The sequence below is a fragment of the Solibacillus sp. R5-41 genome, from assembly GCF_002736105.1.
Classification (GTDB): domain Bacteria; phylum Bacillota; class Bacilli; order Bacillales_A; family Planococcaceae; genus Solibacillus.
On the sequence record NZ_CP024123.1, the window covers coordinates 1,282,872 to 1,296,138 of the forward strand.

Sequence of the window (13,267 nt, forward strand, 5' to 3'; positions counted from 1 at the left end):
GTCCGTTGGACTGACCTTTTAGTAAGAGGGGGGAAAAGAATGAGTAATAATCGAGTTACGCGACGTCAATTTTTAACTTACACAATTACTGGTGTAGGTGGATTTATGGCGGCTGGTATGCTAATGCCGATGGTTCGTTTTGCAATTGACCCAGTTCTTCAGACGAAGGAGGAAGGAAATCTTGTATTAACAAGCCAAAAAATTGCTGAAATTACAGATGTACCTGTAAGGGTTGACTTTACGTTCGAACAAACGGACGGATGGTATAAATCAGATGTAACAGAAGCAGCATGGGTATATCATGACGGAAATGAAATCGTAGCATTATCACCTGTATGTAAACATTTAGGCTGTACTGTAAACTGGGAAGGTGACCCAGCACATGCAAATCAATTCTTCTGCGCATGTCATGCAGGACGTTACGAGAAAAATGGTGTAAACGTAAAAGGTACACCTCCACTTGGGCCGCTTGATCAATATGAAGTGGCAGAAAAAGATGGTTACTTAATGCTTGGGAAAAAAATCGCAAACACTTTCAGTTAATAAGTTAGGGGGTACGACACAGTGCTAAATAAAATTTATGATTGGGTCGATGAACGTTTAGATATTACTCCTATTTGGCGTGATATTGCCGACCACGAAGTGCCAGAGCACGTTAACCCTGCACATCACTTTTCAGCATTCGTTTACTGTTTCGGAGGATTAACATTCTTCATTACAGTAATACAAATTCTATCAGGTATGTTCTTAACAATGTATTATGTACCAGACGTAGAAAATGCTTGGAAATCAGTTTACTATTTACAAAACGAAGTAGCATTTGGTGAAATCGTTCGTGGTATGCACCACTGGGGGGCTTCATTAGTAATCGTAATGATGTTCTTACATACGCTTCGTGTATTCTTCACTGGTTCATATAAAAAACCTCGTGAGTTAAACTGGTTAGTAGGTGTAGGTATCTTTGCAGTAATGTTAGGACTAGGTTTCACAGGGTATTTATTACCTTGGGATATGAAAGCGTTATTTGCAACGAAAGTAGGTATTGAAATTGCCGCTTCGATGCCATTTATTGGTGGAATGATTAAAACATTACTTGCAGGGGATGCAACAATCCTTGGTGCACAAACTTTAACTCGTTTCTTTGCAATTCACGTATTCTTCTTACCAGCAGCATTATTTGCATTATTGGCAGTTCACTTTATTATGATCCGCCGTCAAGGTATTTCAGGTCCACTTTGATCTGAGTCCAACAGTATGATTTACTAAAGGAGGGGACACTATGCAACGCGGAAAAGGTATGAAGTTCGTAGGCGATTCACGTGTAAAAGCGAATAATCGTATGCCGAACAAACCAAAAGATTATTCCGAGTATCCAGGTAAAACAGAAGCTTTCTGGCCAGACTTTTTATTAAAAGAATGGATGGTTGGTGCGGTTTTCTTAATTGGATATTTACTATTAACTGTCGCTCACCCTTCACCACTTGAAGGCCCGGCAGACCCAACAAATGCATCATATATTCCGTTACCGGACTGGTACTTCTTATCAATGTACCAATTATTAAAATACTCTTTTGCATCAGGTCCATATAACCTTATCGGGGCAGCAATTATTCCAGGTATTGCATTTGGAGCTTTAGCATTAGTACCATTTTTAGATACAACGCCAGAGCGTCGTCCATCTAAACGTCCATTACCAACAGCATTCATGTTATTAGCAATCGCTGCAATTATATATACAACTTGGGAATCTGTTGCAGCAACGAACTGGGAAGCTGTTGAAGCGCAAGGTGTTATTACAGACAAACATTTAGGTTTATTACCGGATGTTGAAGTTGATGAAACTTCTGAAGGTTATGAAATATTCCAAGCACAAGCTTCTTGTATCGGATGTCACGGGGGCGATTTAGCTGGTGTGTCTGGTCCAATGTTATTAGGTAATGAATTAACAGCTGAAGAAGTATCTGAAGTCATCACAAATGGTCGTGGTGGTATGCCAGCAGGAACATTTACAGGTACTGAAGAAGAACTTCAAGTATTAGCTGAATTCATTGCAGGTTTAAAAGAAAAATAAGCATTACGCGAGGGCCAGAGTTTTGGCTCTCTTTTTTTGATTGCTCAGTATATAATTAATGACGAAGTGCATGATAAAAAGTTGCGCAATGTACATAATAAATTCATACATGAATCGATGATGGCATTTTCCACTAATGCACATTAAAATGAAACCTTTTGAAATCTTTTTCGTATAAAGTAAGGGAGACAATAAATGAGAGCTTATATGACGCAATGGTGGTACTTAATCAATCACCGAGCTTTTTTACTATTACTTTTAGTCATTAATATTTTCGGGACAGTTTATGGATATTATTGGTATGGTAGTCAACTTGCTAATACCGAACCTATTTTTTATATTTTTGTACCCGATTCTCCAACCGCCAGCCTCTTTTTTTGTCTAGTAATTGTTGGTTGGTTACTTGGCAAGCACTTTAAATTAATGGAAGTTTTAGCTTTAATCACATTAATTAAGTATGGGCTTTGGGCAGTCGTGATGAATTTACTTACACTAGCTGAAACAGGCGAATTAGATAGGATGGGATGGATGCTCGTTGCATCACATTTTATGATGGCAGTGCAAGCAGTTCTTTATTTACCGAAATACCGATTTGAATTGTGGCATGTGATGGTGGCCGCTGTTTGGACGCTTCACAATGATATCATTGACTACTTATTTGGTCAGATGCCCATTTATCGCGTCATCCATCAATATCCGAGTGAAATTGGTTATTTTACATTTTGGCTATCTATTGCATGTATAATGCTCGCTTTTTTCGAAAGTCGCAAGCGTGAATATTTGCAACGACTATAAAAACTATTTAAAATTGATAGTGAAATGTAAGAAATAGAAGGGAAGTTCAAAAAATGGGAATGTATATTGTTTACTTTGCGATTATTATGTTGCTACCTTTATACGCTCAAATGAAAGTTAAGAGTACGTATAAAAAGTTCGCTAAAGTACCAGCAGAAAAAGGAATGACTGGAGCACAGGTAGCACGTCATATTTTAGATCAACACGGTTTATCAGATGTTCGTGTCGTACCTACACAAGGGATTTTAGCGGATCATTACAATCCGGCTACGAAGACGGTCGCACTATCTGAAGATAATTACTATAACTCTTCTATCGCAGGTATAGCTGTTGCTGCACACGAAGTCGGTCACGCGCTTCAACATGCGGAAGCTTACTCGTTTTTAACATTGCGTGCAAAATTAGTACCTGTAGCAAATATTTCTTCTAACCTGTCTTGGGTTTTTGTTATGATTGGTATTTTTTCTTCTATGTCAGGAATGCTTTTATTAGGTATTGCTTTATTAGCAGCTGGCGTAGTATTCCAAATCGTTACATTGCCTGTCGAATTTGATGCGTCAAAGCGTGCAATGAATGAAGTTGTTTCTTTAGGGATTATCGGAAATAACGAAGAACGTGCAGCACGTAAAGTATTAAATGCGGCAGCAATGACGTATGTAGCTGCGGCTGCAGTAGCTGTTCTTGAGTTAGTGCGTTTAATTTTAATCTACACAGGCATGAATAACTCGGATGATTAACTTGCTTCAGCATGGGGTCGAAACCTAGCTGAAATAGGGGAACTTAGGCTAAAAAAGCCGCATCGTGTGGCAACGCCTGAGTGACCAACATCTTGTTGGCCCAAAGCCCCCGGGGGATGTCACAGATTTTCAGTGGAATTTTTCGAGCAAGCCCGAAAAATTCTGGAATCAAATACGCAGAGACGTATTTGATTAAAAAGGGTGTTAGGCAATTAATAAAAGCCTAACACCTTTTTTCTATTGAATCGGTTGTTTATTACCATCTAGCGTAAAGCCTTCACCTGCAACATCTCGTACTTCTATGATGGAAACAAAGGCATGTGGATCAATGGTGTGAATAATGGTTTTTAATCGGACTAGCTCATTTCGGGAAACGACACAATAAATGACTTCACGATGTTCTTTTGTAAAATGACCGTGCCCATCAAAAATCGTGACACCACGCTCCATTTTATCAGAAATTGAGTTTGCGATGTCATTTGATTTCGTGGAAATAATAAAGGCGCCCTTGGCTGAATATGCCCCGTCCTGTACGAAATCTATTACTCTACCACCAATATAGACCGCCACTAATGTGTACATCATGGAACGTGCATCTAAAAAAGTCATCCATGATAATAAAATGACAATGAAGTCAAAGCCAAACATTGTTTTCCCCATACTCCACCCAAAATATTTATTCGCAAGGCGAGCGAGAATATCAACGCCGCCTGTAGTACCTCCGTAACGAAAGACGATACCTAATCCAATCCCGATAAATACACCAGCAAATAAGGATACGAGCAGTAAGTCATCCTGTAAATTCATGTCAAACTCATATATCTGGAAAATTTTAAGGAAAACCGATACGGCAAGTGTACCAATTAGTGTATAAATAAATGATTTCCGCCCAAGTAGACGCCAGCCTAAAATAAACATCGGTATATTTAAAAGTAAATTCATTAATGCTGGGTCCCAATTTAGTGTAAAATATAAAATAAGTGTGATCCCGCTAAATCCACCTTCACCGAGTTGATTTTGCATATTAAAATGAACAAAGCCAAAACTGAAAAGAGCTGCACCAAATAGAATACCGATTATATTTTTAATTTTTATCCCTTGCATTGAATACCTCCCTAAAAGCAGGCGAAATGTAAGAAAACCTGCGTTTTATTACGAAAAATGCTTCACGCCTTATTATGTTTCATTTTTCGTGTTTTGACAACAAGTAATGAAATCGATACGATGAAAATTAGTATTATTATCCTCATTCGTGTTGGCCGAAAGCCTCTGGACGCAATCACTCCAAGGCTTAATTAAAATTAATAGTGAAAAATTTTATACATAGCTGAAAAGGAGTTTTTTTCATGAAAATCAAAGTAGCAATTGCTGGTGCAAGAGGAAAAATGGGAATAGAAGCCGTTCATACAATAATGAAGCGAGACGGCATGGAGTTAGTTGCTGTATTAGATTATAAAAATGGCGCGGCAACACTAGCGGGATTAGACTTATTCCCGAATCATTATACGGTTCCCATTTATACTAATTTTGAGCAGTTAGTTGCAGAAACAAATCCGGATGTATTTTTGGATTTAACGAGTCCCGAATCCGTATATGAGCATACGAAACAAGCGTTAAAATTTAATGTTCGTCCCGTTGTTGGTACGACAGGTTTTACAGAGGAACAACTTGCGGAATTAACGGCATTAGCAAATGAAAAGAAATTGGGCTGTATTATTGCACCAAATTTCGCAATTGGAGCCATTTTAATGATGAAATTTGCAAAAGAGGCTGCGAAATATTTCCCAGATGTTGAGATTATTGAAATGCATCATGACAAAAAGCTCGATGCGCCATCCGGGACAGGCATTAAAACGGCACAAATGATCAGTGAAGTTCGTGTAGAAAAACAGCAAGGCCACCCGAATGAAAAAGAAACACATACAGGTGCAAGAGGAGCCAATTATGATGGAATGCATATCCATTCTGTACGTTTACCAGGTTTAGTTGCCCATCAGCAAGTATTGTTTGGTGGAAATGGTGAATTACTAACAATTCGACATGATTCATTAAATCGTGAAAGTTTCATGGGTGGAATTGCACTTTGTGTAGAAGAAGTTATGCAAAGAGATACATTAATTTACGGTTTAGAAAATATTATTTAAGGAATGGAATGAATCCTATGAAAATAGCATTAATTGCACATGACCGAAAAAAAGATAATTTAATTCAATTTGCGATCGCTTATCGTGACATTTTAGCACAACATGAGTTATATGCAACGGGTACGACAGGTACAATGATTAATACGGAAACTGAATTGCCAATCACGCTATTTCGCTCGGGGCCTCTAGGTGGGGATCAACAAATAGGGGCAATGATTGCAAATAATGATATGGACATGGTTTTTTTCTTCCGTGACCCTTTAACTGCACAGCCACACGAACCAGATGTGATGGCGCTTGTTCGATTATGTGACCTTTACCACATTCCATTAGCAACCAATATGGGAACAGCAGAAATTATACTGAAAGGTTTACAAGAAGGATTTGTTGATTGGAGAAAACTGCAAGAGCGCAGACAATAAGCACAACAATTCAACTTGCTTCAGCAGAATTCCCCCCCTTCTATAAGTGGGGGATGAATGCCAAGTATGACCTTAATTCAGTGTGGGTTCAAACCCCAGCTGAATCAAGTCATGCCCCCGGCGGATGTCACAGATTTTCAGTGGAATTTTTCGAGCATGCTCGAAAAAAATCTGGACGCAATTACGCCGAGGCGTAATTGATTGGTCTTTAGAAAGGAAGAAGAGGCGAATGAAAAAATTAAAAATTGGTATTACATGCTATCCCACGGTTGGTGGTTCAGGAGTCATTGCTACCGAACTGGGCAAAATGTTAGCTGAACGAGGTCATGAAATTCATTTCATTACATCGAGCGTACCATTTCGATTGAATAAAATTTATCCAAACGTCTTTTTTCATGAAGTGGAAGTAAATAATTACTCGGTTTTTCAATATCCTCCATATGATATCGCCCTAGCTAGTAAAATGGCTAATGTCATTAAGGATGAGCAACTTGATATTTTACATGTACATTACGCCATTCCGCATGCAGTTTGCGCGGTTTTGGCACGAGATATGAGCGGCGAAAATATTGGCATTGTGACAACACTTCACGGAACGGATATTTCTGTTTTAGGTGAGGATTCAACACTTGCCCCAGCGATAAAATACGGAATTGATAAATCAGATGCGGTAACAGCAGTTTCGAATTCATTAAAACAACAAACATATGAATTAATTGATACAAATGTGCCGATTGAAGCAATTTATAATTTTGTGGATGGCAATGTGTTTCGTCCAGTGGATGCAGGCAATTTAAAAGAACAATTTGGCATCCGCAAAGAGGAACGTGTCCTTATTCATATATCGAACTTTAGGAAATTAAAAAATTTACCCGATGTTGTGGAATCATTTTTAAAAATTCGTGAGGCAATGCCTGCTAAATTATTATTAGTTGGAGATGGACCTGAAAAACAACGCGTATTGGAAATTGTTAAGGAATCCCCATATGAGTGTGATATTTTATTTTTAGGAAAGCAAGAAAATATTACAGAATTATTTGCTATTAGTGATTTGAAATTACTACTGTCAGAAAAGGAATCATTTGGATTAGTTTTACTGGAGGCAATGGCTTGTGGTGTTCCGGGCATTGGAACGGCAATAGGAGGAATTCCAGAAGTGATTGAACATGGGGTGAATGGCTATTTAGTGGAGCTTGGTGACACAGACGCCGTAGCAAGCTATGCCATTGAATTATTAAAGGACGAACAAAAATTAGCCTCATTCCGTCAATCTGCACTCGATGCAGTCCAAAATAAATTTAATCAAGATTCAATTATTGAACAGTATGAACAAATTTATGAACGATTGGCGGCAGTAAAATGAAGTTTCCAAAACAATGGCAATCCGCAGTTGACGTCATTGCGAAAATAGAAAATGCGGGTTATGAAGCATTTATCGTTGGTGGCGCAGTTCGAGATTATTATTTACAAAAGGACAGCGCGGATGTAGATGTAGCTACTAGCGCTTTACCACATGAGGTGCAAGCCATTTTTTCACAAACGGTAGATGTCGGAATTGATCATGGAACGGTTTTAGTGCTGGATTGTGGAGAACCGATTGAAGTTACAACGTACCGCACAGAATCTACATATAGTGATCATCGTAGACCGGATGAAGTGAATTTCGTAAGGGATTTGCCAGAAGATTTAAAGCGTAGGGACTTTACAATGAATGCGATGGCGCTTCACAATTCAGGACAATTCGTCGATTTATTTAATGGTCGCCAAGATATTGATGCCAAGGTCATCCGAGCAGTAGGGGATGCTGCGGAGCGTTTTCAGGAAGATGCATTGCGTATGCTAAGGGCCATTCGGTTTAGTGCACAAATGGATTTTTCCATTGAAGAAAACACATTAAAAGCGATACAAGAACATGTGAAGTCGATCAAATTCATTGCGATGGAACGGATTCAGGTAGAAATTTCAAAAATTTGGACATCACCAAATCCAGTGCGAGCCATTCATTACATCCAATGGGCAAAGTTAGATGACTATTTACCAGGTGAATTTGACGCAATCGAATGGGAACAGGTTCAAACTGCAAACCGACAAGTAGGCTGGGCTTATTTTTGTTTAGTAAACGCGCATGATGTGTCTTTATTATCTGTATATCGTTGCTCGAATAAAGATAAACAATTTGTTAAACAGGTGCTTCATGCGTATGAAAAGCTACAAAATGAGGGCTGGCAACGTATAGATTACTTACAATTTGAATTGGATATTTTGCAAACGGCACATCTGTTTGCGACGTGGCAATATATCACGCCGACGATTCCCTTTGAACAAATTGAAAAAATGAAGCACGCATTGCCAATCCAACATAAAAATGAACTAGAAATAAGTGGAAATGACCTGTTGCAATGGACGCCCAAAAAAGCGGGACCATGGTTGCAAGTCGCACTACAAGCTGCTTTGCTAGCGGTTGTCAATGGGCAAATATCAAATGATAAAGAACAGTTAAAGGAATGGTTTCATGCATTTAACAATGAAGGATGAAATATTACAACGTTTTTTAAAGGCAAATGGTGAGCCAATATCAGGGCAGCAGCTCGCGGATGATTTTCAAGTTTCGCGTACTGCAATTTGGAAACATATGCAAACGCTCCAACAGGAAGGTTACGAATTTGAAACGATTAAAAAACGGGGATATCAATTATTGAATATTCCCGATAAGGTTGATGTAGGTCAATTAAAGCAATTATTACAAACAGAGCGTTACGGTCAAACGATTCATTACTTCGACACGGTGGATTCGACTCAGCTCGTTGCCCATGAGCTAGTGCGTGCAGGGGCAAAAGACGGCACTATCGTTATTGCAGAACATCAAACGGCAGGTCGTGGTCGTATGTTGCGTGAGTGGGAGACGACGAAAGGGAAAGGAATTTGGATGACGATTATTATTCGTCCAACGATTCCACCACATCAAGCACCGCAATTTACACTCGTAGCAGCTGTTGCTATTGTGAATGCGATGAAAGCGATGTTCAAAAATTTTACGCCTGAAATTAAATGGCCAAATGATATTTTGATTAATGGGAAAAAATCGACAGGAATTTTAACGGAAATGATTGCAGAAGCAGATCGTGTGCAAGCATTATTAATTGGCATTGGCATTAATGTCAATCAGCAAATGTCGGATTTTCCTGAGGAGCTTCAGTCTATTGCGACGTCTGTTTCAATCGGTGAAGGCGAACAAATTGACCGTGTTCAACTCGTAGCGAATGTGTTAGGGTTTTTGGAGAATTATAGCGACCATTATATGAAACATGGTTTTCAATTCATTAAAGAGTTGTGGGAACAGTCATCTGGAACACTCGGTAAACAAGTAAAGGCAACCAGTTTACGCGAAGTAGTTGAAGGTGAGGCAATCCGAATAACGGAAAATGGCGTCCTTGAAATTCGTCAAGCAAACGGTGAAATAAAAGGCGTTTATTCAGCTGACATTGAAATTTTAGGTGAATAATCCATTATCCCTCGGCATAATTGTGTGACAAATTTTGAAAGAATTTTAGTGCTGTACGTTTTCTTCCAAACTTGTTATAGTGAATTTAGGACAATATCTAATTTGTGGAGGCGTAATTGATAAAATTCACTAGAATTGTACCTATTTAGCAAGACAAGTAATAGTTAATAAAATATCTGCCTTGATCTGTATGGACAGGGACGGAAGAAAACACGCGTTTAAAATATTTTTTCACGTAAGACGCTACCCTTCTGTCTAATTTTAGATAGAAGGGTATTTTTGTTTTCTTCCTTATAAAAAGGAGGAGTAACATGAAGTCAACAACACAATTTATCAAAATGAAAGAACAGGGCAAAAAAATTGTCATGATTACAGCATATGACTTTCCTGCGGCGAAATTTGCAGAAGCAGCGGATGTCGATATGATTTTAGTAGGAGATTCTTTAGGGATGGTCGTACTAGGCTATGATTCCACAATGCCTGTCACAGTGGACGATATGATTCACCATAGTAAAGCCGTTCGTCGTGGCGCGCAAAATACATTTATTGTCGTTGATATGCCGTTTGGTACGTATCATGGCGATCCCAATGATGCGTTAAAAACGGCTGTTCGCATCATGCAGGAGACGAATGCGAATGCCGTAAAAGTTGAGGGTGCTGGGGAAGTCCTAAAAGTGATCGAAAGGCTGACGCAAGCAGGAATTCCTGTCGTGGCACATTTAGGTTTACTTCCACAATCAGCAGGCGTACTAGGTGGCTATAAAGTGCAAGGGAAAACTGCGGAGCAAGCAGAAAAGTTACTGCAAGATGCTCGTGCAGTTGAGCAGGCAGGTGCTTGTGCGGTTGTATTAGAATGCATTCCTCACCAACTAACAGAAGCTGTATCAAACATTTTAACGATTCCTACAATTGGGATTGGTGCAGGAAAAGAAGCAGACGGACAGGTGCTTGTATACCATGATTTATTGCAATATGGAAAGCACCATATTCCAAAATTTGTTGGAGCATTTGCCCAAGTTGGGGACGAGATTGAGCGCGGTATAATGGATTATACAAATGCGGTAAGGGAAGCGATTTTCCCTACTTTAGCACATAGCTTCACGATGAATGAAGAAGAATTAACACAGTTGTATGGAGGCGTAATTAAATGAATGTGATCCATACAATTGATGCATTAAGAAGAATTATTTTTGAAAACAAGCAAAAAGGTAAGCGTATTGGACTTGTGCCTACAATGGGTTTTTTACACGAAGGGCATTTAACACTTGCCACACAGGCACGTGCAGAAAATGATGTCGTTATTATGAGTATTTTTGTCAATCCAACACAGTTTGGTCCGAATGAAGACTTTGAATCATACCCGCGCAATTTAGAGCGAGATACAATGTTGGCAGCATCCGTAGGGGTAGATTTTATTTTTGCTCCTACTGTTGAGGAAATGTATCCACATGATGGCGGTATCTTCATTCGCGCAGGTCATCAAGCGACATTACTTTGTGGTGCAAGCCGTCCGGGTCATTTTGATGGTGTGCTACAAGTCGTTGCAAAATTATTTAATCTCATTCAGCCAAACTATGCGTATTTTGGTCAAAAGGATGCACAACAAGTGGCGATTATTCAAACGATGGTACGCGATTACAATATTCCAGTAGAACTTCGAATTGTACCGGTTGTACGTGAAAATGACGGACTTGCAAAATCGAGCCGCAATGTGTATTTAACCGCAACTGAGCGATCTCAGGCACCAGCCATTCAGCAAGCTTTGCAATTAGCGAAACGCGAATTTATTGAGTCGGGAAATGTTGATAAGAGCATCCAACTAGCAGTAAAAATCATTGAAGCGAATATGGATGGGAGCATCGATTATTTAACGATCTTGTCATATCCAGATTTAACGGAAGTGACATCTGAAACCGAGCAGGTACTACTTGCAGTGGCTGTATATATTGGCAAAACACGTTTAATTGATAATTTAATCTTTTCATTAAAAGGGGAACCAGCTCATGTTTAGAATGATGATGAATAGTAAAATTCACCGTGCTCAAGTTACACAGGCAGATTTAAATTATGTAGGCTCTATTACAATTGATCAAGACATCTTGGATGCGGTTGGGATGCTTCCAAACGAGAAAGTGCATATTGTAAACAATAATAATGGCGCACGATTTGAAACGTATATTATTGCAGGTGCGCGCGGTTCAGGTGTAATTTGCGTGAATGGAGCCGCAGCACGACTTGTTCAAAAAGGTGATATTGTCATTATTATTTCGTATGTGTATGTGGATAATAAAGAAGTAGCTGAACACCATCCAACTGTGGCGATTATGGGTGACAATAATGTGATTGAGCAAATGATTGATTACGAGCCGGAAGCAACAGTGATGTAATTATAATAAATAGATCAAATCCACCATTTAGACAATTAAATGGTGGATTTTTGATGTTTAGAGCAAACCTATTTATGAAAGATACCCCTTTTGATAGGCCATTTTCACAAGATGTGTTCGATTAGTCGCATCTAGTTTTGCTAAAAGCTTTTGAACATAATCGCGGACCGTAAACTCACTTAAGAATAAAATTTCAGCAATTTCTTTATTGCTTTTGCCATCTGAAATTATATATAAAATTGTCTGTTCTTTATCATTTAATCCTTTATCCTGATTGGATTGCTGGCTTGCAGGTTTCCGATTTAACATTAAAGCTAATCGTTCTCCGACAACTCTCAGCGTATCAAGCTGTTGTTTATTATAGGGAAATTCAATGCCTATTTGATCGAGCTCAAGCCATCCAAATAATTGGTCGGAATGTCGAACTGGGATAAAAATCATTGATGAAAGCTTAAAATCTTGTATCATCCATTCATCGATATATTTTTGAGGATGTTTTAAATAAATCGGATTGGAACTATTAAAAAAAGGTAAAGTAGAAGACCGTCTTCCCTTAATACTTTGAACAGTTTTTAAATTTTCACCAAATAATCCTCGGAATTCATTTGACCACGGAATATATTCATAAAAAACACAGCGCTTAAAATGAAATAGATTTTTGATTTGTTCAATAAGCCAGGGCAATTCATCCGGTCCTGAACTATGAATTAATAATTCACTAAATGATTGAAGTGCCTGAACATCTTGAGGAGGCTCTTCAGATGGCTTCTTTCGATTGCAATAGTATTGCGATAAAAATAAATGCATCCTATTGGATACAAATAAAAAAATTTGCTCTGTTTTTGGATGTTTTTGATGAAATAGCAAACGAATGGTTGCTTGTTCAAAAATCATTCGAAAATCATTCATCAATTCATCGGACAGATCATGGAATTGCATTTGTAAAAATAAGTCCATTTGAACCTGAAGTGCTTCATCGGATTGAACATCATGCTGCTTAATAATGAAAAGTAAAAACTCGTCGACAAATTGTGTCAACGTCAATTTTTGTTCAGTTGAAAAATCGTTGTTGAGTTGAATATAAGAATTTGCATTTTGTACTAAGGGTGCATAATTAATACGACAAAAAAGAATAAATTGTATGATAGAAATCATGAAATCACCTACGATTGTATGTTGAATAAATAGAAATATACCTGTCTATATAGG

15 protein-coding genes are annotated in these 13,267 nt (G+C 38.5%); 13 read left to right on the plus strand and 2 right to left on the minus strand.

All coding sequences use genetic code 11. The features are described from left to right. Nucleotides 1-39 precede the first annotated feature (39 nt). The 5 genes from CSE16_RS05985 to CSE16_RS06005 all read left to right on the plus strand — a co-directional run bounded on the left by CSE16_RS05985 (nucleotide 40) and on the right by CSE16_RS06005 (nucleotide 3,603). Nucleotides 40-543 carry a Rieske (2Fe-2S) protein gene (locus tag CSE16_RS05985; RefSeq protein ID WP_099423058.1) on the plus strand — a complete coding sequence of 168 codons (504 nt, stop codon included), beginning with the start codon at nucleotides 40-42 and terminating at the stop codon, nucleotides 541-543. Between the two features lie 21 nt (nucleotides 544-564). After that, complete coding sequence (qcrB, locus tag CSE16_RS05990) at nucleotides 565-1,239, plus strand: menaquinol-cytochrome c reductase cytochrome b subunit (protein ID WP_099423059.1); 675 nt, start codon at nucleotides 565-567, stop codon at nucleotides 1,237-1,239. Nucleotides 1,240-1,279: 40 nt separating this feature from the next. Then, on the plus strand, nucleotides 1,280-2,071 hold the full coding sequence (locus CSE16_RS05995) for a menaquinol-cytochrome c reductase cytochrome b/c subunit (protein WP_099423060.1): 792 nt from the start codon (nucleotides 1,280-1,282) through the stop codon (nucleotides 2,069-2,071). A 195-nt stretch (nucleotides 2,072-2,266) separates the two neighbouring features. Continuing rightward, the gene (locus CSE16_RS06000; protein ID WP_099423061.1) at nucleotides 2,267-2,866 is read left to right on the plus strand and encodes a lipoprotein heptaprenylglyceryl N-acetyltransferase LhaT; all 600 of its coding nucleotides are present in this window, start codon (nucleotides 2,267-2,269) and stop codon (nucleotides 2,864-2,866) included. Between the two features lie 53 nt (nucleotides 2,867-2,919). Beyond that, on the plus strand, nucleotides 2,920-3,603 hold the full coding sequence (locus CSE16_RS06005; protein WP_099423062.1) for a zinc metallopeptidase: 684 nt from the start codon (nucleotides 2,920-2,922) through the stop codon (nucleotides 3,601-3,603). A gap of 237 nt (nucleotides 3,604-3,840) precedes the next feature. Here the strand turns inward: CSE16_RS06005 and CSE16_RS06010 are convergent, their stop codons facing one another. Continuing rightward, nucleotides 3,841-4,707, minus strand: coding sequence for a YitT family protein (locus CSE16_RS06010; RefSeq protein WP_099423063.1), 867 nt, complete (start codon nucleotides 4,705-4,707; stop codon nucleotides 3,841-3,843). Between the two features lie 242 nt (nucleotides 4,708-4,949). Here CSE16_RS06010 and dapB point away from each other — a divergent pair, with 242 nt between their 5' ends. The 8 genes from dapB to panD all read left to right on the plus strand — a co-directional run bounded on the left by dapB (nucleotide 4,950) and on the right by panD (nucleotide 12,058). Next, a complete protein-coding gene (gene dapB, locus CSE16_RS06015) occupies nucleotides 4,950-5,747 on the plus strand; it encodes a 4-hydroxy-tetrahydrodipicolinate reductase (RefSeq protein ID WP_099423064.1) in 798 nt (265 codons plus the stop codon). 17 nt (nucleotides 5,748-5,764) lie between these two features. Continuing rightward, complete coding sequence (gene mgsA / locus CSE16_RS06020) at nucleotides 5,765-6,169, plus strand: methylglyoxal synthase (protein ID WP_099423065.1); 405 nt, start codon at nucleotides 5,765-5,767, stop codon at nucleotides 6,167-6,169. A 229-nt stretch (nucleotides 6,170-6,398) separates the two neighbouring features. After that, entirely contained in the window at nucleotides 6,399-7,532 is a 1,134-nt protein-coding gene (gene bshA, locus CSE16_RS06025) for an N-acetyl-alpha-D-glucosaminyl L-malate synthase BshA (RefSeq protein WP_099423066.1), read from the plus strand. Further along, on the plus strand, nucleotides 7,529-8,704 hold the full coding sequence (locus CSE16_RS06030) for a CCA tRNA nucleotidyltransferase (RefSeq protein ID WP_099423067.1): 1,176 nt from the start codon (nucleotides 7,529-7,531) through the stop codon (nucleotides 8,702-8,704). The genes bshA and CSE16_RS06030 overlap by 4 nt, the downstream gene beginning before the upstream one ends. Further along, entirely contained in the window at nucleotides 8,682-9,671 is a 990-nt protein-coding gene (locus CSE16_RS06035; protein ID WP_099423068.1) for a biotin--[acetyl-CoA-carboxylase] ligase, read from the plus strand. The genes CSE16_RS06030 and CSE16_RS06035 overlap by 23 nt, the downstream gene beginning before the upstream one ends. 311 nt (nucleotides 9,672-9,982) lie before the next feature. Next, on the plus strand, nucleotides 9,983-10,822 hold the full coding sequence (gene panB, locus CSE16_RS06040) for a 3-methyl-2-oxobutanoate hydroxymethyltransferase (protein WP_099423069.1): 840 nt from the start codon (nucleotides 9,983-9,985) through the stop codon (nucleotides 10,820-10,822). Then, on the plus strand, nucleotides 10,819-11,682 hold the full coding sequence (gene panC / locus CSE16_RS06045) for a pantoate--beta-alanine ligase (RefSeq protein WP_099423070.1): 864 nt from the start codon (nucleotides 10,819-10,821) through the stop codon (nucleotides 11,680-11,682). The genes panB and panC overlap by 4 nt, the downstream gene beginning before the upstream one ends. Then, on the plus strand, nucleotides 11,675-12,058 hold the full coding sequence (gene panD / locus CSE16_RS06050; protein ID WP_099423071.1) for an aspartate 1-decarboxylase: 384 nt from the start codon (nucleotides 11,675-11,677) through the stop codon (nucleotides 12,056-12,058). The genes panC and panD overlap by 8 nt, the downstream gene beginning before the upstream one ends. Nucleotides 12,059-12,130: 72 nt before the next feature. Here the strand turns inward: panD and CSE16_RS06055 are convergent, their stop codons facing one another. Further along, nucleotides 12,131-13,213, minus strand: a complete 1,083-nt coding sequence (locus CSE16_RS06055; RefSeq protein ID WP_099423072.1) for a response regulator transcription factor — start codon at nucleotides 13,211-13,213, stop codon at nucleotides 12,131-12,133. Nucleotides 13,214-13,267: the final 54 nt, after the last annotated feature.